The organism is Curtobacterium sp. MCBA15_013, assembly GCF_001865095.1.
In the GTDB taxonomy this organism is placed as follows: Bacteria; Actinomycetota; Actinomycetes; order Actinomycetales; family Microbacteriaceae; genus Curtobacterium.
In genome coordinates this window covers 1-22,777 of the sequence record NZ_MJGQ01000006.1, presented here as the reverse complement: position 1 = coordinate 22,777, position 22,777 = coordinate 1, and the positions used below count along the sequence as shown (strand labels likewise).

Sequence of the window (22,777 nt, the reverse complement as noted above, 5' to 3'; positions counted from 1 at the left end):
GTGCCTCCCGGCTCCTGCGTCGCGTCAGCGACCGGTGACCGCGCGCCGGATCTGCTCGATCGGCACCTTCGGGGTGCGGTCCGCGTTCAGCAGGCCGTTCGTCTCCTGCATCGTGTCCGTGAGCTGCGTGTAGCAGGACCCGGCGAGGAACGAACTCGCGCGGATCGCGTCGTACAGCGCCGTGATCCGGGCGATCCAGTCGTCGCCGTCGGCCGCGGTCGTGTAGCCCCAGCCGTCCTCGCGCTGGGCGCCGGGCTGGTAGTTCACACCGCCGAACTCGGTGAGCATGACCGGCTGCCCGCGGTCGACCGCTCCACCGACCAGCACCCAGCGGTCGGACGGGCCCATGCCGTGGAACAGTGCCGTGCGCGCCGCGTCGTCTGCGTAGGTCGCCGCGAGCCGGGGCCCGTCGCCCTCGTAGTCGTGGATCGTGATGATGTCCGAGTCCGGGTGCTCCCACCCGTCGTTCGAGATCACCGGCCGCGTCGGGTCGATCGCCCGCGTGACGTCGGCCAACGACCGCGCGTAGGCCTGCTGCGCGGGAACGGTCGCGATGTGCTGCACGCCCCAGCTCTCGTTCGCCGGGACCCACGTGACGATCGACGGGTGCGAGGCGTCGCGCTCGACGGCGTCCATCCATTCGCGCATCAGTCGCTGCACGGCCCGCGGCGAGAACGCGTACGCACCCGGCGCCTCGCCCCACACGAGGATGCCGAGCCGGTCCGCCCAGTAGAGGAAGCGCGGGTCCTCGATCTTCTGGTGGTTGCGTGCGGCGTTGAAGCCGAGCTCCTTGATGAGCTCGACCTCACGGCGGAGCGCCTCGCGGGAGGGGGCTGCGATGTGCGAGTCCGGCCAGTACCCCTGGTTGAGGACGCTGCGGACGTCGTAGCTCCGGCCGTTGAGGAGGAACGCGCCGCCGTCGACGCCGACGGTGCGCACGCCGAAGTAGGACGCGACGGCGTCGATCGGGGTGCGGTCGCTGCCGGATCCCAGCAGGGTGACCGTGGCGTCGACGAGCCGCGGTGCCTCCGGCGACCAGTGCAGTTCGTCCTCGGCCTGCCCGTTCGCCTGCCGGGCGATCGGGACGAGCACGTCGAACTCGTTCGCCGTCGCGCCGAGCGTGGTCTCGATCGTCGCGAGGTGTTCGTCGCGCTCGTCCCAGCGGGCGTCGACGCGGAGGCGCTCGCCGCCGGTCCGGACCCCGGCGAGCCGGACGGTCAGGCGGAGCGTCTGGTGGTCGAGGTTCGTCCAGCGGAGGTACTCGATCGACGTGGTCGGCACGGCCTCGAGCCAGACGGTCTGCCAGATGCCGGTGGTGCGGCGGTACCAGATGGCGTGCGGGTCCTCGTGCCAGTCCTGCTTGCCGCGGGGCTGGGTGAGGTCGTGCGGGTCGTCCTCGGCGCGGACGACGAGGGTGTGCACGGCGTCGGAGGCGGTCAGGACGTCGGTCACGTCGAACGAGAACGGCGTGTGGCCGCCCTCGTGCTCGCCGATGAACTGCCCGTCGATCCAGACCCGGGCGCGGTGGTCCACCGCGCCGAAGTGCAGCAGGAGCCGGGGTGCCGCGTCGCCGTGTCCGGCGGCCTCGAGCTCGGCGCGGCCGATGGTGCGGGAGTACCAGACGACGGGGTGGAAGCCCGGCTCGTCGATGCCCGACGCGACGGACTCGGGCGGGAACGGGACGACGATGTCCCGTGCGTCGGGGAAGCCGGTCCGCCAGGCGGGGTCGTCGCCGTCGTTGCGGAAGGACCACGTGCCGTCGAGGTCGGCCCAGTGCGGGCGGAGCATCTGCGGCCGGGGGTACGTGCCGTCCTGCCGGGAGGCGATCGGGAGGGCCTGCGGGGAAGCGGTGTCAGGTGCGGCGACGATGCCGTCGAGCGTGCTCATGCCTCCATGCTGGCGCGGCTGGTACATCGTTGTAAAGAGCGCGGCAACGATTCCGGGCGAGTGCCCGCCCGGCCTGTCAGGCGATCGCGGCGTCCCGCGTCAGGACCATGACGTCCATGCGCCCCTGCTGGACGGTCTCGCCCCGCTGGTTCCGGAGCGACACCGTCCGCTCGACGATGCCCGTCGTCCCGGAGCTCGTCAGTCGCGTCGACAGGATCTCGACCTCGCACGTCAGGGTGTCCCCGATGAACACCGGCGCCGTGAAGCGCCACTGGTCGATGCCGAGCAGCGCGACGGCCGAGCCCTCGAACACCCCGGTGCGGGCGATCAGTCCGAGGCAGAGCGAGGTGCCCAGCAGCCCGTGCACGACCCGCTGGCCGTAGCGGGTCCTGGCGGCGAACTCGACGTCGGTGTGGACCTGGTTGTTGTCGTTCGTCCACGAGGCGAACGACACGACGTCCGCCTCGGTGATGGTCCGGCCCGGGGTCGTGAAGGTCTGTCCGGCGGCGAGGTCTTCGAGGTAGTGCGGCACCCGGTCATCCTCGCAGACCGGTCGCCACGCGCGACCGCAGGCGGGCGACGAGGTGCTCGGCCCGGTCCCGCTCGCGCTCGACGACGGCGTGCTCGGTCGTGGCGAGGACCCCGGCGCCGAACGTGTCCGCCCCGCTCCTCGCCGCGAGGGTCGCCAGCTCCCGGTGGGCCGCGGTGGCGTGCGCCGCGTCGAGCACCTCGCCGAGGCCGTCCTGGACCCGCCGCAGCAACCCGAGGCGCCGCTTCCCGAGGTCCGTCGCCTCGTCGGCGGCCTGCAGGGCGTAGCGCAGGCGCCGAGCCGCCTTCCGGATCTCGTGCAGGTCGTCGAGCGTCTCGGTGCCGCCGTCGATCGCCTTCGCGACCCGCTTCCGCTCGCGCGCGATACGGCGGACGGCGAACGCCTGGGCGTCGTCGTCGGCGTGCGGTCCCCGCGGCGCCCGGGCGACGAGGTCGTCGAGGCGGTCCAGCGCCCGGAACCACGTCGCCGAGCGCAGGGTGTGCCGGAGGTCGGCGGCCGCCGCCGCGCGGGACTCGGCGACGTGCGCACCGATCCGGTCGAGGGTCTCGGCGTCGACGAAGCCCTCGGGAGCGCGGCCGGCTGTGCGGAGCAACCGGTCGCGCAGGACCTCGGCGTCGCGGGCGACACCGGCCACCCGCGAGACCTCGGCCAGTTCGGCGCGCAGGGGTTCGGTGGCGTCGCGGTCGAGGGCACCGCGGTACGCGGCCAGCACGCTCCGCAGCCGACTCAGGACCTTCCGGAGGTCGTGCACCGACCCGTGCTCGTCGGCACGCACCCTCGGATCGACCGCGACGAGGTCGGCGCGCAACGACCGGAGGACCGCTCGCAGGGCAGCGGCCGCGGAGCCCCGTCGTGGGCGTGCCGCCGACCCCTTCCGACGCTCGGGTGCGGCACGGAGCGCAGGGCGCCCGGCCCCACCACCAGCGCGCCCGGCCCCGCCCCGGGCGCCACCACCCGCCCCGGGTTCCGCCGCGTCCGCCAGCGCCCGCTCCGCAGCCCGGGACACCGTCCCGCCCCGCCCGTCGTCGCTCAGCGCCCACCACCGAGCCGACCGGAGCACCGCGGCGTCGGGCTCGCCCTCGTCCACACGGACGTCGGCCACCTCGGCGCGGAGCCGCCCGTCCCGCCCGCGCAGCTCGACGAGGGTCGTCGCCGTGTCCCGCACCCGGACGACCCGGACCGGGCGGCCGCGCAGGAAGACCTCGACCACGTCGCGCGGAACGTGGTCCGCATCCTGGTCGTCGCCGCCGTCGAGGTCCGGGGGCACCTCGACCGGTCCGTCACCGCGGTCGACGCTCCACCCGGCGTCCGACCGGAGGAGCTCGACGCCCTCGGCCGCGAGGACCCGGTCGTCGGTGTCCCACAGGTGCTCGCGCAGCACCACGGGACCGTGCCGGAGGACGCGGTCGGCGAAGGGTTCGAGGGCGGGCAGTCGCCGGTCGTCGGCGATGCGCCACGTGCGACGGGGGTCGGTGCGGCCGAGCGGCTCCGGGTGCGGGGTCTGCATGCCGTCAGTGTCGTCCGCCCCGCGGCCCTCGTCACCGGGTCCGCCGCGTTCTGTGGATGCCGCACCCGGAACGACGCCCTGTGGAGGACAGCGGACGACCCGAACCAGCGCCCCACGACCCCAGCGCCCCACGACCCCAGCGCCCCACGACCCACGACCCACGACCCAGCGCACCACCCTCAGCCCCCGGCGCGTACGGTTCGCCCCATGAGCGACGAGGCACCCGTCCCCGCCCCCGGCGAGCCCACCGACCGCACCCTCGAGGGCTGGATCGCCCACCAGCGCTGGTACACGGCGAAGGGCACCACCCCGCGGCTCCGCACCCTCGCGCACCCCGCCGGTACCCGCCTCGTCCTCGACGACGCCCCGACCGGCCCCGTCCTCTACCAGGCGCCGGTCAGTCCCGACGCGGCCGGGGCCGTGCACGACGCGACCGCCGATCCGGACTGGATCCGGTCCCTCGCCGCGCGCATCGACGCCGACGACGAGAGCCTCGTCCCGATCGGCGCCGTCCGGCGGTCCCGGGTGCTCAGCGGCGAACAGTCGAACACCTCGGTGATCTGCGAGACGGACACCGGCGCCGAGGTCATCGTGAAGGTCTTCCGCGTGCTGCACCACGGCGACAACCCGGACGTCACCACGCAGCTCGCCCTCTCTGCCGCGGGCAGCGCCCGGGTGCCGCGCGTGTACGGCGCGCTCCGCGGGAGCTGGCCGGACCCGGGGCGCTCCGACGGCACCGCGAGCGGGCACCTCGCCTTCGCCCAGGAGTTCCTGCCGGGGCTGCAGGACGCGTGGCGTGTGGCACTCAGCGACGCCCGCGAGGGCATCCCCTTCGCATCCGACGCCGAGCGGCTCGGGCTCGCGCTCGCCGAGGTGCACCGCACCCTCGCCGACGCCCTGCCGACCGAGCCCGCCGACGACGACCGCCGTGCCGCCGCGATCGCGACGATGCACGGCCGGCTCGACGCCGCGGCACGCGAGGCCCCGGCGATCGGGCCGCACGTCGATGCCGTCCGTGCGGTCTACGCCCGGGCCGCCGACGCCGACTGGCCCGACCTCCAGCGCATCCACGGGGACCTGCACCTCGGGCAGGTGCTCGCCGCTCCGGAACCCCGCGGCTGGGTCTTCCTCGACTTCGAGGGCGAGCCGCTCCGCCCGCTCACCGAGCGCTCCCTGCCGGACGTCACGCTCCGGGACGTCGCCGGCATGCTGCGCTCGTTCGACTACGTCCAGGGTTCGCTCGCCCAGGACGCCGAACCCGTCGATGCGGGGGAGTGGGCGCAGGAGGCCCGGTCGGCGTTCCTCGACGGCTACCAGCAGGGGACGGGATCGGACCTGCGTGCCCACCGGGAACTGCTCGACGCGTTCGAACTCGACAAGGCCGTCTACGAGGTCGTCTACGAGACCCGGAACCGTCCCGACTGGGTCGGCATCCCGCTCGCCGCGGTCACGCGCCTGGTCGCGCGCAGCGCGGCCTGACCGACGGACCGAGGGCTGCGGCCCTGGACCGGACCGGATGACGGACGGGAGGCGCGGTGCCAGCCGGCACCGCGCCTCCCGTCCGTCATCGGGTGACGCCCGTCAGTTGACGGGTCCGGTGTACTTCTCACCCGGACCGGCGCCCGGCGCGTCCTGGATGCTCGACGCCTCGCGGAACGCGAGCTGCACCGAACGGAGTCCGTCGCGCAGCGGGCGGGCGTGGTGGTCCCCGATCTCCGTCGCCGCGGCGGTGACGAGCCCCGCGAGCGCCGTGATGAGCTTGCGCGCCTCGTCGAGGTCCGTCTGCTGCTCGGGGTCGTCCGCGAGACCCACCTTGACGGCGGCCGCGCTGAGGAGGTGCACCGCCACGGTGTTGATGAGTTCGACGGCCGGCACCTCCGAGATGTCGCGTGCGGCCTCGTCGGGCTCGGGGGAAGGGGTGTCGGTCACGGTGCTCCTCTGCTAGACTCATCCGCGGCAGATGCTGTCAGTGTGCCCGGACTCGTGCGAACGAGGCCGATCACTCCCGCAGCGTCACGAAAGAGGAGTCTCTCCCACCCGCGGCCGCGCACCACAGGCTACCGGGTCCACACCGCTCCACCGGCGTCCGCGTCGGTCGGCCGTCCCGCAGGGGTCGGCGTCGGGCGGCTGCCGAACGGGTCACGATCCGTGCGTCAGATCTCCTCTCTCGTGCCGTCGTCCAGGGCAAACGCCCCGGACGGCCACCACCTGATTGAAGGAGCTCCGCATTCCCGATCCCCGTACCAACGACCGAATCCGCGTCCCCGAGGTCCGACTCGTCGGCCCCCAGGGCGAGCAGGTCGGCGTTGTCCCCATCGCCGTCGCACTGCGCCTCGCGCAGGAAGCCGAGCTGGATCTGGTCGAGGTCGCGCCGAACTCGAAGCCGCCCGTGGCGAAGATCATGGACTACGGCAAGTTCAAGTACGAGGCCGCTCAGAAGGCCAAGGAAGCGCGTCGCAACCAGGTGAACACGGACCTCAAGGAAGTCCGTTTCCGTCTGAAGATCGACGTGCACGACTACGAGACGAAGCGCAAGCGCGCCGAGGGCTTCCTCCTCGGTGGCGACAAGGTGAAGGCGATGATCCTCTTCCGTGGCCGCGAGCAGTCGCGTCCGGAGCAGGGTGTCCGTCTCCTCCAGAAGTTCGCCGAGGAGATCGCCGAGTTCGGTGTCGTCGAGTCGCGTCCGACCCAGGACGGCCGCAACATGACGATGATCATCGCCCCGCTCAAGAACAAGTCCGACGTCAAGGGCGAGCAGAACGCCAAGCGCGCTGCTCAGAAGGCCGAGCGTCGTGCGTCGGAGCACGCTGCGAAGGGCAAGGACGAGACCACCGACGTGGCTCCCGAGCCCGCGCAGGCCGAAGCTCCCGCCGAATAGGTCCCACCGACCGATCCCGCAACGACGCGGCTCCCCATCCATCCCACGGAAAGGCACCACCATGCCCAAGCAGAAGACCCACTCCGGGTCGAAGAAGCGCTTCAAGGTCACCGGCAGCGGCAAGATCATGAAGCAGCAGGCCGGTATGCGTCACAACCTCGAGGTCAAGAGCGCCAAGCGCAAGGCCCGCCTCAACGAGGACCAGGTCCTCGCCAAGGCTGACGCGAAGAACGTCAAGAAGCTCCTCGGCCACTGAGCCCCGCAGAACGTAAAGGAATAGATCAATGGCACGAGTAAAGAGAGCGGTCAACGCCGCCAAGAAGCGCCGCGTCATCCTCGAGCGCGCCGAGGGCTACCGCGGTCAGCGTTCGCGTCTGTACCGCAAGGCCAAGGAGCAGGTCACCCACTCCCTCGTCTACGCGTACCGCGACCGTCACGCGAAGAAGGGCGAGTTCCGTCGCCTCTGGATCCAGCGCATCAACGCCGCGTCGCGTGCGAACGGCCTGACCTACAACCGCCTCATCCAGGGCCTCGGCCTTGCCGGCGTCGAGGTCGACCGTCGCATCCTCGCGGACCTCGCGGTGAACAACCCCGAGACGTTCGCGGCGCTCGTCGAGACCGCCAAGAAGGCGCTCCCGGCCGACACCTCGGCCCCGAAGGCTGCGTAGTCAGTTCTTCTGCTCGCGAAACCCCCGCCGGTCCGGCGGGGGTTTCGTCGTTCCTAGACTTGTCCCGTGAGCGATCTCCTCGAGAACCCCAAGGCCGGCCGCGTCCGTGCCGTCGCAGCGCTGTCGAAGAAGGACGTGCGTGCCGACACGGGCCTGTTCCTGCTCGAAGGGCCGCAGGCGGTGCGTGAGGCGATCGAGTACCGCCCGGAGCTCCTCCGCGAGCTCTACGTGACCCCGACGGCGGCCGCGCGCTACGGCCTCGACGACGCGCCGGTCGACACGTGGTTCGTGACCGAACAGGTCCTCGACGCGATGGCGGACACCGTGACGCCGCAGGGCGTCGTCGCGGTGTGCCAGCAGTTCCCGACGTCGGTGAAGGACGTCTTCCCCGACGCCGGTGCCGCCCAGGAGGCGCGTGGCGGCCTGCCGGGGATCGTCGCGATCCTCGAAGAGGTGCGTGATCCGGGCAACGCCGGCACCATCATCCGTGCGGCCGACGCCGCCGGCGCCGACGCGGTGGTCCTCACCGGGCGCAGCGTCGACCCGTACAACCCGAAGGTCGTGCGGTCGACCACGGGCTCGCTCTTCCACGTGCCGGTGTCGGTCGGCGTGACGCTCGCCGACGCGGTGTCCCGTGCCCGGGGCCTCGGGTACACGATCCTGGCCGCCGACGTCTCGGGCGACGACCTGCCCGAGGTCCGCGCCGACGGCATGCTCGACGGTCCGACCGCGTGGGTGTTCGGCAACGAGGCACGTGGTCTGACCACCGAGGACCTCGCCCTCGTCGACCGCGCCGTGAAGGTACCGATCTACGGCAAGGCGGAGTCGATGAACCTCGCGACCGCGGCGTCCGTCTGCCTGTACGAGTCGGCGTTCGCGCAGCGCACGGCTCGTCCCTCCACAGGCGACTGACCAGGGGACTCCTCCCCAGACCGTCCGGTACCGGACGGCGGTATCCCACGGGCCGGTAGGCTTGGGTCTCGTGTCAGAACCTCTCGAGATCAGCGAATCGGCCGTCGCCGACGCCGTGGACCGGGCCCTCGCGGCGGTCCGTGCCACGACGACCGTCGCCGAGCTGAAGCAGGCCAGGGCCGAGCACACCGGCGAACAGTCCGCGCTGGCGCGGATGAACGCGTCGATGCGCAGCGTGCCGAAGGAGCAGAAGGCGGCCGCGGGCAAGCTCGTCGGACAGGCCCGTGGGCAGGTGAACGCGGCGATCGCCGAGCAGGAGTCCGTGCTCGCCGAAGCCGAGGAACGTGCACGCCTCGACGCCGAGCGCGTCGACGTCACCGCGCTCCCGGTCCGCCGCGCGCCCGGCTCGCGGCACCCGCTGTCGCTCCTCAACGAGACCGTGGCCGACATCTTCGTCGGCATGGGGTGGGAAGTCGCGGAGGGCCCCGAGCTCGAGCACGAGTGGTTCAACTTCGACGCGCTGAACTTCGACCCGGACCACCCGGCCCGGGCGATGGCCGACACGATCTTCGTCGAGCCGGTCGAGCGCCACCTCGTCATGCGCACGCACACCTCCCCGGTGCAGGTGCGGTCGCTGCTCTCGCGCGACCTGCCGCTCTACGTCATCGCGCCGGGCCGGGTGTACCGCGCCGACGAGCTCGACGCCACGCACCTGCCGGTCTTCACCCAGGTCGAGGGCATCGCGATCGACAAGGGCCTGACGATGGCGCACCTGCGCGGCACGCTCGAGCACTTCGCGCGCCAGATGTTCGGTGCCGAGGCGCAGATCCGTCTCCGCCCGAACTACTTCCCGTTCACCGAACCCAGCGCCGAGATGGACGTCTGGCAGCCGAACGCCAAGGGCGGCGCCCGGTGGGTCGAGTGGGGCGGCTGCGGCATGGTCAACCCGAACGTCCTGCGCGCCGCCGGCATCGACCCGGCCGAGTACCAGGGCTTCGCGTTCGGCATGGGCATCGAGCGGACGCTGCAGTTCCGCAACGGCCTGAACGACATGCGTGACTTCCTCGAGGGCGACATCCGCTTCTCGCAGCAGTTCGGAACGGTGGTCTGATGCGCGTCCCACTCCGTTGGCTCGGCGAGTCCGTCGACCTCCCCGACGACGTCACCCTCGAGCACGTCCACGCGGCGCTCGTGTCGGTGGGCTTCGAGGAAGAGGACGTCCACACCTACGACCTCACGGGCCCGATCGTCGTCGGCCGCGTGCTCGAGCGCGAGCCCGAGCCGCAGAAGAACGGCAAGACGATCAACTGGTGCCAGGTGGACGTCGGCGAGCCCGAGCCCCGCGGCATCGTGTGCGGCGCGCACAACTTCGACGTCGGCGACCTCGTCGTCGTCACGCTCCCCGGCGCCGTCCTGCCCGGGCCGTTCCCGATCGCCGCACGCAAGACCTACGGGCACGTGTCCGACGGCATGATCGCCTCGGCACGCGAGCTCGGTCTCGGCGACGAGCACGACGGCATCCTCCGCTTCGCGGACCTCGGCATGGAGCCCGAGGTCGGCGCGGACGCCATCGCGCTCCTCGGTCTCGACGACGCCGCGGTGGAGATCAACGTGACCCCGGACCGCGGGTACGTGCTGAGCATGCGCGGCGTCGCTCGCGAGTACGCCCACGCCACCGGCGCGACCTTCCACGACCCGGTCGAGCGGGTCACCCCCCGCAGCGCCGAGGGCTTCCCGGTCGTGATCGACGACCAGGCCCCGGTGCGTGGCCGGGTCGGCGCGCACACGTTCGTCACCCGTGTCGTCCGTGGCATCGACCCGACCGCGAAGACCCCGGCGTGGATGGTCTCGCGTCTCGCCCTCGCCGGTGTCCGGTCGATCTCGCTGCCCGTCGACATCACGAACTACGTCATGTTCGAGCTCGGTCAGCCGCTGCACGGGTACGACCTCCGGGCGCTGCAGGGCGGGCTCGGTGTCCGTCGTGCTGCTGCCGGCGAGACCCTGACGACCCTCGACCACGTCGAACGGACGCTCGACCCGGAAGACCTCGTCATCACCGACGACTCCGGTCCCGTCGGCCTCGCCGGCGTGATGGGCGGCGCCCGGACCGAGATCTCCGACGCCACCACCGACGTCCTGATCGAGGCGGCCGGCTTCGACCAGACCTCCATCGCCCGGACCGCGCGTCGGCACAAGCTCCCGAGCGAGGCGTCCCGACGCTTCGAGCGCGGTGTCGACCCGCTCGTGGCCGAGGCTGCTGCGAACCGTGCGGTCGAGCTCCTCGTCGAGCTCGCGGGCGGCACCGCGGACCCCCTCGGCTCGACGCTCGTCGACACCGAGCCCCGTCCGACGGTCACGATGCGCATCGCCCGTCCGGCCGAGCTCGTCGGCGTCGACTACACCGACGCCGAGGTCATCGACACCCTGCGCGCGATCGGTGCGTCGGTCGACGTCGACGGGGACACCCTCGCCGTCGTGCCGCCGACCTGGCGCCCCGACCTCACCGACGACACCACCCTCGTCGAAGAGGTCGCGCGCATCGTCGGCTACGACCGCATCCCGAGCGTCCTCCCCGTCGCGCCGCCCGGCCGTGGGCTGACCGGTCACCAGCAGGCGCGTCGTCGCGTCGCCGCTGCACTCGCCGCCGACGGCCTGGTCGAGGTCGTCACCGCACCCTTCGTGTCGCAGACCACGCAGGACGCCTACCCGGGCATCGACGGTGCGGGCGGGCCGAGCGTGGTCCTCGCGAACGCCCTCGACAGCGAGCAGAGCCTCCTCCGACGCAGCGGGGTGCCGGCACTCGTCGACGCCGCCCGCCGCAACGTGTCGCGCGGCCTCGTCGACGTCGCGCTCTACGAGACCTCGCGGGTGTTCCTGCCGATCGCGGGCGAGACGCTCGGCACCGACACGGTCCCGGCCGGCGCCGTGCTCCCGGACCGCGACACCCTCGCCGCGCTCGACGCGTCCCTGCCGCCGCAGCCGTTCCACGTGTCCGCGCTGCTCACCGGCAACCGGGTCGTGAAGCAGCCCGGCGTACAGCCCGAGCCGTACGGCATCGCGGACGCCCTCGACGTCGCGCGCGCCGTCGCGTGGGCGGTCGGGGTCGAGCTCACGGTGGCGCAGACGACGCACCCGTCCCTGCACCCGGGCCGTGCGGCATCGCTCCTCGTGGACGGAACCGTCGTCGGCGTCGCGGGGGAACTCCTGCCCGAGCTGACCGAGGCAGCGGTCCTGCCGCGCGTCGTCGCGGTCGTCGAACTCGACCTCGACGCCATGGTCCGGGCGGCGCCCGAGCTGGTGTCGGTGGCACCGATCGTGTCCTACCCGGCGGCGACGCAGGACCTGTCCCTCGTGGTGGATGCCGACGTACCGGCGGGTGACGTACTGGATGCGGTGCGCACTGGTGCCGGAGAGCTGTTGGAGTATGCTCGCCTCGTGGATGACTACCGGGGCTCCGGCGTGGACGAGGGACAGAAGTCCCTGACGTTCGCGCTGCGCTTCCGCGCCACGGACCGCACGCTGACCGCTGCCGAGGCCACTGAGGCCCGTGACGGCGCCGTCCGACGTGCCGGCGAGCGATTCGGGGCGACCCTGCGCGACTGATCCCATCGGGACCAGCACCGCCCGGGGCCGCCGCCTCCGACTCTCTCGACGACCAGTCCGACCAAAGGTGGAATCCCATGTCCGTATCCGTCGCCGTGGCGGGAGCCTCCGGCTACGCGGGCGGTGAGCTCCTGCGCGTGCTCTCCGCCCATCCCGAGTTCGACGTCAGGACGGTGACGGCGTTCTCGAACGCCGGACAGCCGCTCATCGCGACGCAGCCGCACCTCCGCTCGCTGTCGCACCTGACCCTCGAGCCGACGACGGCGGACAACCTGCGCGGACACGACGTCGTGTTCCTCGCGCTGCCGCACGGCCAGTCCGGGGCCATCACCGCGGAGCTCGGCGACGACGCCCTCGTCGTGGACTGCGGCGCGGACCACCGGCTGACGGACCCGGCGGCGTGGGAAGCGTTCTACGGCGGCGACTACCACGGCGCGTGGACCTACGGGCTGCCGGAGCTGCTGCACGCGGCGCCGACGCCCGGGTCGGCGGACGAGTGGCGTGACGTGGACGACATCCAGACGCAGAGCCGGCAGCGGGCGGCGCTCGTGGGGACGAAGCGGATCGCCGTCCCCGGGTGCAACGTGACCGCGGTCACGCTCGGCATCCAGCCGGGCATCCAGGCCGGGCTGATCGAGTCGGACGACCTCGTGGCCGTGCTGAGCGTCGGCCCGAGCGGTGCCGGCAAGAAGCTCGCGAACACCTACCTGGCGTCCGAGATCATGGGCTCCGCGAGCGCGTACGCGGTCGGCGGGAAGCACCGCCACATCCCGGAGATCCAGCAGAACCTCGTGGTCGCCGGCGCGTCCGACGTGACGATCTCGTTCACGCCGGTCCTCGTCCCCATGTCCCGCGGCATCCTGGCGACGACGACCGCGAAGCTCGCGCCCGGTGTGAGCGCCCGTGACGTCCGGCTCGCCTGGGAGCAGGCGTACGCCGACGAACCCTTCGTGCACCTCCTGCCCGAGGGCGAGTTCCCCCGGGTCGCCGACACCATCGGCGCGAACACCGCACTGATCGGGCTGGCGGTCGACGAGGCCGCCGGTCGCGTCGTCGCGGTGAGCGCACTGGACAACCTGGCCAAGGGCACCGCCGGTGCCGCGGTCCAGTCGACGAACATCGCCCTGGGCTTCCCGGAGACCCTCGGCCTCAGCGTGGACGGAGTCGCACCGTGACCGACGCAAGCCAGTCCACCCATACCGACCCGGGCCTCCAGGGCGTCACCGCGGCAGCGGGCTTCCGCGCGGCCGGCGTGACGGCCGGTCTCAAGTCGAGCGGCAAGCCCGACGTGGCCCTCGTCGTCAACGACGGGCCGGACGCCGCAGTGGCCGCGGTCTTCACCAGCAACCGTGCCCAGGCGCACCCCGTGATCTGGTCGCGCCAGGCGGTCGGTGACGGCACCGCCCGAGCGGTCGTCCTGAACTCCGGCGGCGCGAACTGCTTCACCGGTCCGTTCGGCTTCCAGACCACCCACATGACCGCCGAAGCCGTGGGCGAGGCGCTCGGCATCGGCGCCGGCGACGTCGTCGTCTGCTCGACCGGCCTCATCGGGGTCGGCGACCAGACGTTCCGCGACAACGTCCTCAGGGGCGTCGACCTCGCGAGTGCGGCACTGTCGGCCGACGGCGGTCCGGACGCCGCGACCGCCATCATGACCACCGACACGAAGCCGAAGCAGTCGGTCGTCACCGAGGACGGCTGGACCGTCGGCGGCATGGCCAAGGGCGCGGGCATGCTCGCACCCGGGCTCGCGACGATGCTCGTCGTGATCACCACGGACGCCGTCGTCGGCTCGGACGAGCTCGACCAGGCGCTCCGGGCCGCCACCCGCGTCACCTTCGACCGGGTCGACTCGGACGGCTGCATGTCGACGAACGACACCGTGGTGCTGCTGTCCTCCGGCGCGAGCGGCGTCACGCCCGAGGTCGGCGACTTCCAAGAAGCCCTGACCGCGGTCTGCGCCGACCTCGCACGGCAGCTGCAGCAGGACGCCGAGGGCGCGAGCCACGACATCGCGATCCACGTCGTGAACGCCGCGACCGAGGACGACGCCGTCACGGTCGGCCGGAGCGTCGCCCGGAACAACCTGTTCAAGGCCGCGGTGTTCGGCAACGACCCGAACTGGGGCCGGGTGCTCGCGGCGATCGGCACCACCGACGCCGAGTTCGACCCGTACGCCGTCGACGTCTCGATGAACGGGGTCCGTGTCTGCCACGCCGGCGCACCGGACGAGCCGAGCGACCGCGTCGACCTGACGCCGCGCGACACCGACGTCCTCATCGACCTCGGCGTCGGACCGTTCTCGGCGACGATCCTGACGAACGACCTCACGCACGACTACGTCCACGAGAACAGCGCGTACTCCAGCTGATGGCCGACGACAGCATCCTCTCGAAGGAAGAAGAGCACGAGCTCGCGACCGTCAAGGCCGCGACCCTCATCGAGTCCCTGCCGTGGCTGAAGCGGTTCTCGGGCAAGATCGTCGTCGTCAAGTTCGGCGGCAACGCCATGGTGAACGAGGACCTCAAGCGTGCGTTCGCTGAGGACATGGTCTACCTCCGGTACGCCGGCCTCCACCCGGTGGTCGTGCACGGCGGCGGCCCGCAGATCTCGGCGGCGCTGAAGGAACAGGGCATCGCGTCCGAGTTCCGCGGCGGCTACCGCGTCACCACGACCGAGGCGATCACGGTCGTCCGCGACGTGCTCGCCGGCGAGGTCAACCGCGAGATCGTCGACCTGGTGAACGAGCACGGCGAGGGCCTCGCGGTCGGCGTGTTCGGTGACGGCGGCTCGCTGTTCACCGGCGAGAAGAAGGGCGTCGTCGTCGACGGCGAGCACTTCGACCTCGGGCACGTCGGCGACATCACGCACGTCGACCCCTCCGGTGTGCTCGCCGCGATCGAGGCCGGCCGCATCCCCGTGGTGTCGAGCATCGCCATCGACGACGCCCACCCGGACCAGGCGCTCAACGTGAACGCCGACGCCGCGGCGGGCGCACTCGCGATCGCCCTCAAGGCGTCGAAGCTCATGATGCTCACCGACGTCCCCGGTCTGTACCGCAACTGGCCGGACCGCGACTCGATCGTCGACCTCATCGCGGTCGAGGAACTCCGCGCCCTGTTGCCGTCGCTCGAGTCGGGCATGATCCCGAAGATGACCGCGTGCCTCGACGCCGTGGTCGGCGGGGTCGGCGGCGCGACGATCATCGACGGGCGGATCCCGCACTCGATCCTGCTCGAGGTGTTCACCCTGCGCGGCGCGGGCACCGAGGTGATCCCGGACCCGAGCCGACGCACCGAGAACCAGATGACCCACGCCGAGATCGGCCGACGCGTCGCAGCACCGTCGACGAGCAGCACCACCGGCCAACACGTGGCCAGCACGACCGAGAAGGGACAGCCGCAGTGAGCACCGAGACGCAGACCGAGACCTGGAACGACCGGTTCGGGGCGTCGCTCATGCGATCCCTGACCCCGCCGAAGATCATGCTCGAGCGCGGCGAGGGCTGCCGCGTCTGGGACGTCGACGGCAACGAGTACCTCGACTTCCTCGCCGGCATCGCCGTCAACTCGCTCGGCCACGCGCACCCCGCGCTGGTCGAGGCGATCAGCGACCAGGCCGCCAAGCTCGTGCACGTCTCGAACTACTTCGCGACCCCGCCGCAGCTCGAGCTCGCCGAGCGGCTCAAGCGCATCACGGGCGCAGGTGAGGCCGGCCGCGTGTACTTCGGCAACTCCGGTGCCGAGGCCAACGAGGCCGCGTTCAAGCTCGCACGCCTGAACAAGGGCGCCGACGGGCAGAAGACCCGCATCCTCGCGCTGAAGCAGGGCTTCCACGGCCGCACGATGGGCGCGCTCGCGCTCACGGGCAAGCCCGCACTGCAAGAGGACTTCCTGCCGATGGTCCCCGGGGTCGAGCACATCGACTCCACGGTCGCCGCGCTCGAGGAGTCGATCGACGACACCGTGGCCGCGCTCATCGTCGAGCCGATCAAGGGCGAGGCCGGCGTGGTCGACCTGCCCGAGGGGTTCCTGCTCGCCGCTCGCCGCCTGACCGCGGAACACGGCGCGCTGCTGATCCTCGACGAGATCCAGACGGGCGTCGGCCGGACCGGCAACTGGTTCACCTACCAGGGCCACGGTTTCGAGCCGGACGCCATCACGATCGCGAAGGGCATCGCGGGCGGGTTCCCGATCGGTGCCCTCGTCACCTTCGGCTGGGCGTCCGAACTGTTCTCGGCCGGCCAGCACGGCTCGACGTTCGGTGGCAACCCGCTCGGCACCCGGGTGGCGAACGCCGTCCTCGCCGAGATCGAGCGGGCTGACCTCGTGTCCGGTGCGGTGACGAAGGGGGAGCGGATCCGTGCGGGCATCGCGAGCATCGGCTCGCCCCTCGTCGAAGAGGTCCGTGGCACCGGCCTCCTCATCGGGGTCGGTCTGACCGGCCCGGTCGCCGCCGCCGTCAACGCCGCCGCGCTCGAGCGCGGCCTGATCATCAACGCCCCGAACGAGTCGAGCCTGCGCATCGCGCCGCCGCTCGTCGTGTCCGACGCCGAGATCGACGAGTTCGTGTCGATCCTCAGCGAGAGCCTGGCCGCAGTCGCCGCCGAGCAGGGCACCACCACCCAGGAGACCTCCGCATGACCCGTCACTTCCTTCGCGACGACGACCTCAGCCAGGCGGAGCAGTCCGCGATCCTCGACCTCGCCGAGCAGATGAAGGCCGACCGGTGGGGTGCCAAGCCCCTCGCCGGACCGCAGAGCGTCGCCGTGATCTTCGACAAGTCGTCCACCCGCACGCGGGTGTCCTTCCACGTCGGCATCTCCGACCTCGGCGGCAGCCCGCTCATCATCTCGACGGCGAACAGCCAGCTGGGGGGCAAGGAGACGCCGTCCGACACCGCACGCGTCCTCGAGCGCATGGTGTCGGCGATCGTGTGGCGCACCTACGGCCAGGCCGGGCTCGAGGAGATGGCGGCGAACACGAGCGTCCCCGTCGTCAACGCCCTGTCGGACGACTTCCACCCGTGCCAGCTGCTCGCTGACCTGCTGACCATCCGCGAGCACCGCGGAACCCTGGCGGGGCAGACCGTGGCCTTCATCGGCGACGGTGCGAGCAACATGGCGCAGTCCTACCTGCTCGCCGGGGCCACCGCGGGCATGCACGTCCGCGTCGCGGCACCGGCCGAGTTCTCCCCGGCGGCCGAGGTCGTCACGGACGCCGAGCGTCGTGCTGCCGTGACCGGCGGTTCCGTGCTCGTCGTGACCGACCCGGTCGCGGCCGTCGCCGGAGCGGACGTCGTCGTGACCGACACCTGGGTGTCGATGGGCAAGGAGGACGAGAAGCAGGCGCGGCTCGACACCTTCAACGGGTACCGCGTGGACGACGCGGTGATGGCACACGCCGCCGACGACGCCGTGTTCATGCACTGCCTGCCCGCCGACCGTGGGTTCGAGGTCACGGCCGAGGTCATCGACGGTCCGCGGAGCATCATCTGGGACGAGGCGGAGAACCGTCTCCACGCCCAGAAGGCGCTGCTCGCCTGGCTCCTCGCAGCGAACGCGACCGGCGCTCCCGCCGCGACCAGCGCCCCCGCGACCGCCTGACCCAGGGAGACCACCGTGGCAGACCGCGTCGTCCTCGCGTACTCCGGCGGACTCGACACGTCCGTCGGCATCGGCTGGCTGCGTGACGCCACCGGCAAGGACGTCGTCGCCCTCGCTGTCGACGTCGGCCAGGGCGGCGAGGACATGGCGGCGATCCGGCAGCGCGCGCTCGACTGCGGCGCCGTCGAGTCGATCGTCATCGACGCGAAGGACGAGTTCGCCGACGACTACCTCGTCCCCGCGCTGCAGGCCAACGCCCTGTACCAGAAGCGCTACCCGCTCGTCTCCGCGCTGAGCCGTCCCCTCATCGCGAAGCACCTGGCGCTCACGGCGAAGCAGCTCGGTGCCGACAGCGTGGCGCACGGGTCCACGGGCAAGGGCAACGACCAGGTCCGCTTCGAGGCGGCGGTCGCGGCCCTCGCCCCGGACCTGACGAGCGTCGCACCGGTGCGGGACCTCGCGCTCACCCGCGACCGAGCGATCGCCTACGCCCAGCAGCACGGCCTGCCGATCGAACAGTCGGAACGCTCGCCCTGGTCGATCGACCAGAACGTGTGGGGTCGAGCGGTCGAGACCGGTCACCTCGAGGACCCGTGGAACGCCCCGGCGGAGGAGCTCTACGCCTACACGCAGGACCCGACCGTCCCGCGTGCTCCGGACGAGGTGACGATCACCTTCGAGCAGGGGGTCCCCGTCGCCATCGACGGACAGCGGTTCAGCGTGCTGCGCGTCGTGCAGGAGCTCAACGCACTCGCGGGCAAGCACGGTGTCGGTCGGATCGACGTGGTCGAGGACCGGCTCGTCGGCATCAAGTCGCGCGAGGTGTACGAGGCGCCGGCCGCCGTCGCCCTGATCGCCGCGCACGAGGAGCTCGAGAACCTGACCCTCGAACGCGACGTCAACCGGTACAAGCGGCAGGTCGAGTCGGACTGGGCCGACCTGGTCTACGACGGGCTGTGGTTCAGCGGCCTGAAGCGGAGCCTCGACGCCTTCATCGCCCACACCCAGCAGCACGTCTCCGGCGACGTCCGACTCCGGCTCCACGCGGGCCGAGCCGTCGTGACCGGACGCCGCTCCAGCCAGAGCCTCTACGACTTCGACCTGGCGACCTACGACACGGGCGACGCCTTCGACCAGTCGCACGCGAAGGGGTTCATCGACATCTGGTCGTTGCCGAGCAAGATCTCCGCCCGCCGCGACCTGGCGAACTGAGCGCCCAGGCACCCCGCCCCCAAAACCCACGACCGGACGACGAGAGAACCATGACCGACGCGAACCAGCCCGCCGCCAAGACCGACGCCACGAACACCGGCGCCCTCTGGGGTGGCCGCTTCGCGGACGGCCCGAGCGCCGAGCTCGCCGCCCTCTCCCGATCGACCCACTTCGACTGGCAGCTCGCCCCCTACGACATCGCCGGCTCCCGCGCCCACGCCCGCGCCCTCAACACCGCCGGGTACCTGACGGCCGACGAGCTCGAGCGGATGATCGCCGGCCTCGACCGCCTCGAGTCCGCGCACGCCGACGGCGCGCTGCAGCCCGCCGACAGCGACGAGGACGTGCACGGCGCCCTCGAACGACTCCTCATCGCCGACCTCGGTCCCGAGCTCGGCGGGAAGCTGCGCGCCGGCCGGAGCCGCAACGACCAGATCGCGACGCTCGGTCGGATGCACATGCTCGACCACGGTCGCCGCATCGGGCACCTCGTCATCGACCTCGTCGACGCGATCTCCCAGCAGGCCAACGAGCACCCCGGAGCGATCATGCCGGGTCGCACGCACCTGCAGCACGCGCAGCCGGTCCTCCTCGCACACCACCTGCTCGCGCACGCGTGGCCCCTGGTCCGTGACCTCGAGCGGCTCCGCGACTGGGCGGACCGCGCGAGCGTGAGCCCGTACGGCGCCGGCGCCCTCGCGGGGAGCTCGCTCGGCCTCGACCCCTCGGCGATCGCCCACGAGCTCGGGTTCGCCCGCCCCGCGGACAACTCGATCGACGCCACGGCGGCTCGTGACGTGGTCGCCGAGTTCGCGTTCGTCCTCGCGCAGATCGGCATCGACGTCTCCCGCCTGGCGGAGGAGATCATCCTCTGGAACACGAAGGAGTTCGGCTTCGTCCGGCTGCACGACGCGTTCTCCACGGGGTCGAGCATCATGCCCCAGAAGAAGAACCCGGACATCGCCGAGCTCGCCCGGGGCAAGTCGGGCCGGCTCATCGGCAACCTGACCGGCCTGCTCGCGACGCTCAAGGGCCTGCCGCTCGCCTACAACCGCGACCTGCAGGAGGACAAGGAGCCCGTCTTCGACTCGGTCGCCACCCTCGAGGTCCTGCTCCCCGCCTTCACCGGCATGGTCGCGACCCTCTCGTTCGACACCGACCGCATGGCCGAGCTCGCGCCGCAGGGATTCTCGCTCGCGACGGACGTCGCCGAGTGGCTCGTCCGCCAGGGGGTGCCGTTCCGTGACGCGCACGAGGTCTCCGGCGCGCTGGTCCGGTACTGCGAGGAGCGCGGGATCGAACTCGACGACCCCACCGACGACGAGTACCGGACGGTGTCCGAACACCTCACACCCGAGGTCCGCGGCGTCCTCACCATCGAGGGTTCCGTCGCGTCGCGCGCCGGCATCGGCGGCACCGCGCCGGACCGCGTCGCCGAACAGCTCGCCTCGCTCACCCGTCGCGTGCACGACCTGGCGGAGGGCGTGCCCTTCACCCGATGACCGACCCCACGCTCGCGCTGCTGTCCGAACCGGCGCCGGTCTCAGCGCCGGCGTTGCTCGGTGCGACGATCGCGGGCAAGGGCGTGACCCTGCGCATCACCGAGGTCGAGGCATACTTCGGCCCCACCGACCCCGGCTCGCACGGCCACCGCGGTCCGACGCCGCGCAACCGTCACCTGTTCGGACCGCCCGGAACGCTCTACGCCTACCGCTCCTACGGCATCCACACGTGCGTCAACGTCGTGAGTGCGCCGGAGGGCACGTCGTCGGGATCGCTGCTGCGGGGCGCGCAGGTCGTCGAGGGCCTCGAGACGGCCCGTTCCCGACGCGGCGGCTCCGTCACGGACGTCGCGCTCGCGCGCGGTCCCGGCAACCTCGGCGGCGCGCTCGGTGCGGTGCTCGGCGAGGACGACGGCAGCAGACTCCTCGACGGCTCCGGCCCGTACGTGCTGACGTTGGCTCCCGGCCTGGAGGCGCGGCTCGCCGCCGTCGGACCGACCCGCGTCGTCGAGGAACTCCTGTCCGAGACCGTGCCCGGTCCGGCGGCGACCGGTCCGGTCCCGCGGATCTCCCGAGGGCCGCGCACCGGCGTCGGCGGCATCGCCGGCGGCGCGCGCTTCCCCTGGCGCTTCTGGCTCACCGGTGACCCGACCGTGTCGGCGTACCGGCGGCACAAGGGCGCCCTCGATTGACGGAGTCGACCCGCGCCTCCTGGACCGCGTGCGCCGCTACGATGGCTGGGTGTCCAGTGAATCCGCTCACGATGTCCTGACGCGCCAGCAGAACGACCCGACCTTCGCCTCGGTCTGGGACGAACTGCGCTGGCGTGATCTGGTGCACGTCTCCACCGACGAGACGGCACTCAAGGAGGCCCTCGACGGCGAGCCGATCACGTACTACTGCGGTTTCGACCCGACGGCGCCGTCCCTGCACTGCGGGAACCTGCTGCAGCTGCTCACCATGCGCCGGATCCAGCTCGCCGGGCACAAGCCGCTCGCACTGGTCGGTGGTTCCACCGGGTTGATCGGCGATCCGCGGCCGACAGCCGAACGGACGCTCAACACCCGCGAGACCGTGCAGGAGTGGGTCACGCGGTTGCAGGGCCAGGTGTCGCGGTTCCTCAGCCCCGACGGCGAGAACGGCGTGCGGCTGGTGAACAACCTCGACTGGACGGCACCGCTGTCCGCGATCGACTTCCTGCGCGACATCGGCAAGTACTTCCGCGTGAACTCGATGCTCAAGAAGGACGCCGTCGCCGCGCGCCTGAACTCCGACTCGGGCATCAGCTACACCGAGTTCAGCTACCAGATCCTGCAGGGCCTCGACTACCGCGAGCTCTTCCGCCAGTACGGGTGCACCCTGCAGACGGGCGGCTCGGACCAGTGGGGCAACCTGACCTCGGGGACGGAACTCATCCGTCGTGCCGAGGGGGCGACGGTGCACGCGCTGGGGACGCCCCTCATCACGAACTCCGACGGCACGAAGTTCGGCAAGAGCGAGGGCAACGCGATCTGGCTCGACCCGGACATGACCTCGCCGTACGCGTTCTACCAGTTCTGGCTCAACACGACGGACGCCGACGTGATCGCCCGGCTCCGCCAGTTCACGTTCCTGTCCCGCGCCGAGATCGAGCGGCTCGAGCAGGCCGTTGCCGACGAGCCGTTCCGGCGCGAGGCGCAACGGACCCTCGCGTTCGAGGTGACGGCGGTCGTGCACGGGGTCGAGGCGACGCAGGCGGCGATCGATGCCTCCGCGGCGTTGTTCGGCAACGGCGACCTGGGCGCGCTCGACGCCACCACCCTGCGGTCGGCGATCGCGGAGCTCCCGGGGTCGGTGGCGCTGCCCGGTGATGCGGACGTGGCCCGAGCGCTCGTCGACACCGAGTTGGTGAAGTCCCTCGGCGAAGCCCGTCGCGCCATCGACCAGGGTGGTGTGTACGTGAACAACACCCGCGCCGAGGACCCGACCGCGCCGCTGTCCGACCTCGCCCTGCCCGGGGGAGTGCTCGTGCTCCGTCGTGGCAAGAAGACCCTGGCCGGCGTGACGCTCTCCTGATCGCCGCCGCTCGTCGATGCCCGGTTCCCCTGGTGGGAGCCGGGCATCGCTGCGTCCGGGCCGCACGTGTTGCACAACGCGACACGCCCGGGATGTGGCCCGTCTTGGCGCACCCGCTGAACGCTGCGTATAGTTCTTACTCGTCACCCCAAAGGTGCGGCGGAGCGGCTGGAGCGAAAGCCCAGAGCACGCCGGCCCTCAAGCGGGACCATCCTCCACTGAAGTTCAGATCTGGCCTTGCGCTGGATCGCTTCGACGCCTAGGATGACTACTCCACCGGTTCTCTCCTACGGGATGAGCCACTAGGCCTCAGGGTCCGACGACACACCGGTGGTCAAACCAAGAACGAAAGCCTCTCTGGCGGAACCTCTTTCGGGGTCGAGTGGGGAGTGCGTCTG

The 22,777-nt window shown here is 71.7% G+C and carries 20 protein-coding genes; 16 read left to right on the top strand and 4 right to left on the bottom strand.

The features are described from left to right. Nucleotides 1–24: 24 nt before the first annotated feature. The 3 genes from BIV01_RS04225 to BIV01_RS04215 all read right to left on the bottom strand — a co-directional run bounded on the left by BIV01_RS04225 (nucleotide 25) and on the right by BIV01_RS04215 (nucleotide 3,944). Entirely contained in the window at nucleotides 25–1,887 is a 1,863-nt protein-coding gene (locus tag BIV01_RS04225) for a glycoside hydrolase family 2 protein (RefSeq protein WP_083413757.1), read from the bottom strand. A gap of 76 nt (nucleotides 1,888–1,963) precedes the next feature. Then, nucleotides 1,964–2,419: a MaoC/PaaZ C-terminal domain-containing protein gene (locus tag BIV01_RS04220; RefSeq protein WP_070417876.1), complete on the bottom strand. Its 456-nt coding sequence runs from the start codon at nucleotides 2,417–2,419 to the stop codon at nucleotides 1,964–1,966. 4 nt (nucleotides 2,420–2,423) lie between these two features. Next, nucleotides 2,424–3,944 carry a CHAD domain-containing protein gene (locus BIV01_RS04215; RefSeq protein WP_071302047.1) on the bottom strand — a complete coding sequence of 507 codons (1,521 nt, stop codon included), beginning with the start codon at nucleotides 3,942–3,944 and terminating at the stop codon, nucleotides 2,424–2,426. A gap of 207 nt (nucleotides 3,945–4,151) precedes the next feature. Between BIV01_RS04215 and BIV01_RS04210 the strand changes: the two genes are divergently transcribed. Beyond that, complete coding sequence (locus BIV01_RS04210) at nucleotides 4,152–5,423, top strand: phosphotransferase (protein ID WP_071302046.1); 1,272 nt, start codon at nucleotides 4,152–4,154, stop codon at nucleotides 5,421–5,423. Between the two features lie 102 nt (nucleotides 5,424–5,525). On the opposite strand, the gene BIV01_RS04205 is transcribed toward BIV01_RS04210, so the two are convergent. Then, nucleotides 5,526–5,873, bottom strand: coding sequence for a DUF1844 domain-containing protein (locus BIV01_RS04205; RefSeq protein ID WP_071295810.1), 348 nt, complete (start codon nucleotides 5,871–5,873; stop codon nucleotides 5,526–5,528). Between the two features lie 283 nt (nucleotides 5,874–6,156). Between BIV01_RS04205 and infC the strand changes: the two genes are divergently transcribed. The 15 genes from infC to tyrS all read left to right on the top strand — a co-directional run bounded on the left by infC (nucleotide 6,157) and on the right by tyrS (nucleotide 22,379). Beyond that, entirely contained in the window at nucleotides 6,157–6,822 is a 666-nt protein-coding gene (infC, locus tag BIV01_RS04200; RefSeq protein WP_070417880.1) for a translation initiation factor IF-3, read from the top strand. Between the two features lie 61 nt (nucleotides 6,823–6,883). Continuing rightward, nucleotides 6,884–7,078 (top strand): 50S ribosomal protein L35, encoded by a 195-nt coding sequence (gene rpmI / locus BIV01_RS04195; RefSeq protein ID WP_022903519.1) that lies wholly within the window; start codon nucleotides 6,884–6,886, stop codon nucleotides 7,076–7,078. Between the two features lie 28 nt (nucleotides 7,079–7,106). Then, a complete protein-coding gene (gene rplT / locus BIV01_RS04190) occupies nucleotides 7,107–7,490 on the top strand; it encodes a 50S ribosomal protein L20 (protein WP_022908516.1) in 384 nt (127 codons plus the stop codon). Nucleotides 7,491–7,556: 66 nt separating this feature from the next. Then, a complete protein-coding gene (locus BIV01_RS04185) occupies nucleotides 7,557–8,402 on the top strand; it encodes a TrmH family RNA methyltransferase (protein ID WP_070417881.1) in 846 nt (281 codons plus the stop codon). A 70-nt stretch (nucleotides 8,403–8,472) separates the two neighbouring features. Then, complete coding sequence (gene pheS / locus BIV01_RS04180; protein ID WP_070419380.1) at nucleotides 8,473–9,513, top strand: phenylalanine--tRNA ligase subunit alpha; 1,041 nt, start codon at nucleotides 8,473–8,475, stop codon at nucleotides 9,511–9,513. Continuing rightward, a complete protein-coding gene (gene pheT / locus BIV01_RS04175; RefSeq protein ID WP_071295809.1) occupies nucleotides 9,513–12,005 on the top strand; it encodes a phenylalanine--tRNA ligase subunit beta in 2,493 nt (830 codons plus the stop codon). The genes pheS and pheT overlap by 1 nt, the downstream gene beginning before the upstream one ends. Before the next feature lie 77 nt (nucleotides 12,006–12,082). Then, the gene (locus tag BIV01_RS04170) at nucleotides 12,083–13,180 is read left to right on the top strand and encodes an N-acetyl-gamma-glutamyl-phosphate reductase (protein WP_071295808.1); all 1,098 of its coding nucleotides are present in this window, start codon (nucleotides 12,083–12,085) and stop codon (nucleotides 13,178–13,180) included. Next, nucleotides 13,177–14,376 carry a bifunctional glutamate N-acetyltransferase/amino-acid acetyltransferase ArgJ gene (argJ, locus tag BIV01_RS04165; protein WP_071295807.1) on the top strand — a complete coding sequence of 400 codons (1,200 nt, stop codon included), beginning with the start codon at nucleotides 13,177–13,179 and terminating at the stop codon, nucleotides 14,374–14,376. Before BIV01_RS04170 ends, argJ begins: the two co-directional genes overlap by 4 nt. Further along, nucleotides 14,376–15,413, top strand: a complete 1,038-nt coding sequence (gene argB / locus BIV01_RS04160) for an acetylglutamate kinase (RefSeq protein ID WP_071302045.1) — start codon at nucleotides 14,376–14,378, stop codon at nucleotides 15,411–15,413. Before argJ ends, argB begins: the two co-directional genes overlap by 1 nt. Then, nucleotides 15,410–16,648 (top strand): acetylornithine transaminase, encoded by a 1,239-nt coding sequence (locus BIV01_RS04155; protein ID WP_071295806.1) that lies wholly within the window; start codon nucleotides 15,410–15,412, stop codon nucleotides 16,646–16,648. Before argB ends, BIV01_RS04155 begins: the two co-directional genes overlap by 4 nt. After that, nucleotides 16,645–17,610 (top strand): ornithine carbamoyltransferase, encoded by a 966-nt coding sequence (gene argF, locus BIV01_RS04150; protein ID WP_071302044.1) that lies wholly within the window; start codon nucleotides 16,645–16,647, stop codon nucleotides 17,608–17,610. Before BIV01_RS04155 ends, argF begins: the two co-directional genes overlap by 4 nt. 15 nt (nucleotides 17,611–17,625) lie before the next feature. Beyond that, on the top strand, nucleotides 17,626–18,822 hold the full coding sequence (locus BIV01_RS04145; protein ID WP_071302043.1) for an argininosuccinate synthase: 1,197 nt from the start codon (nucleotides 17,626–17,628) through the stop codon (nucleotides 18,820–18,822). A 50-nt stretch (nucleotides 18,823–18,872) separates the two neighbouring features. After that, a complete protein-coding gene (gene argH, locus BIV01_RS04140) occupies nucleotides 18,873–20,324 on the top strand; it encodes an argininosuccinate lyase (protein WP_071302042.1) in 1,452 nt (483 codons plus the stop codon). Next, nucleotides 20,321–21,016 (top strand): DNA-3-methyladenine glycosylase, encoded by a 696-nt coding sequence (locus BIV01_RS04135; RefSeq protein ID WP_071302041.1) that lies wholly within the window; start codon nucleotides 20,321–20,323, stop codon nucleotides 21,014–21,016. The genes argH and BIV01_RS04135 overlap by 4 nt, the downstream gene beginning before the upstream one ends. A 49-nt stretch (nucleotides 21,017–21,065) precedes the next feature. Next, nucleotides 21,066–22,379 carry a tyrosine--tRNA ligase gene (gene tyrS / locus BIV01_RS04130; RefSeq protein WP_071295802.1) on the top strand — a complete coding sequence of 438 codons (1,314 nt, stop codon included), beginning with the start codon at nucleotides 21,066–21,068 and terminating at the stop codon, nucleotides 22,377–22,379. Nucleotides 22,380–22,777 lie beyond the last annotated feature (398 nt).

What these genes read in the sequence shown, in the direction of transcription:
- pheT (WP_071295809.1), top strand. Translation starts at nt 9,513, where the DNA reads ATGCGCGTCCCACTCCGTTGGCTCGGCGAGTCCGTCGACCTCCCCGAC.
- BIV01_RS04170 (WP_071295808.1), top strand. Translation starts at nt 12,083, where the DNA reads ATGTCCGTATCCGTCGCCGTGGCGGGAGCCTCCGGCTACGCGGGCGGT.
- rplT (WP_022908516.1), top strand. Translation starts at nt 7,107, where the DNA reads ATGGCACGAGTAAAGAGAGCGGTCAACGCCGCCAAGAAGCGCCGCGTC.
- BIV01_RS04225 (WP_083413757.1), bottom strand. Translation starts at nt 1,887, where the DNA reads ATGAGCACGCTCGACGGCATCGTCGCCGCACCTGACACCGCTTCCCCG.
- BIV01_RS04135 (WP_071302041.1), top strand. Translation starts at nt 20,321, where the DNA reads ATGACCGACCCCACGCTCGCGCTGCTGTCCGAACCGGCGCCGGTCTCA.
- argB (WP_071302045.1), top strand. Translation starts at nt 14,376, where the DNA reads ATGGCCGACGACAGCATCCTCTCGAAGGAAGAAGAGCACGAGCTCGCG.
- argF (WP_071302044.1), top strand. Translation starts at nt 16,645, where the DNA reads ATGACCCGTCACTTCCTTCGCGACGACGACCTCAGCCAGGCGGAGCAG.
- BIV01_RS04210 (WP_071302046.1), top strand. Translation starts at nt 4,152, where the DNA reads ATGAGCGACGAGGCACCCGTCCCCGCCCCCGGCGAGCCCACCGACCGC.
- rpmI (WP_022903519.1), top strand. Translation starts at nt 6,884, where the DNA reads ATGCCCAAGCAGAAGACCCACTCCGGGTCGAAGAAGCGCTTCAAGGTC.
- BIV01_RS04215 (WP_071302047.1), bottom strand. Translation starts at nt 3,944, where the DNA reads ATGCAGACCCCGCACCCGGAGCCGCTCGGCCGCACCGACCCCCGTCGC.
- argH (WP_071302042.1), top strand. Translation starts at nt 18,873, where the DNA reads ATGACCGACGCGAACCAGCCCGCCGCCAAGACCGACGCCACGAACACC.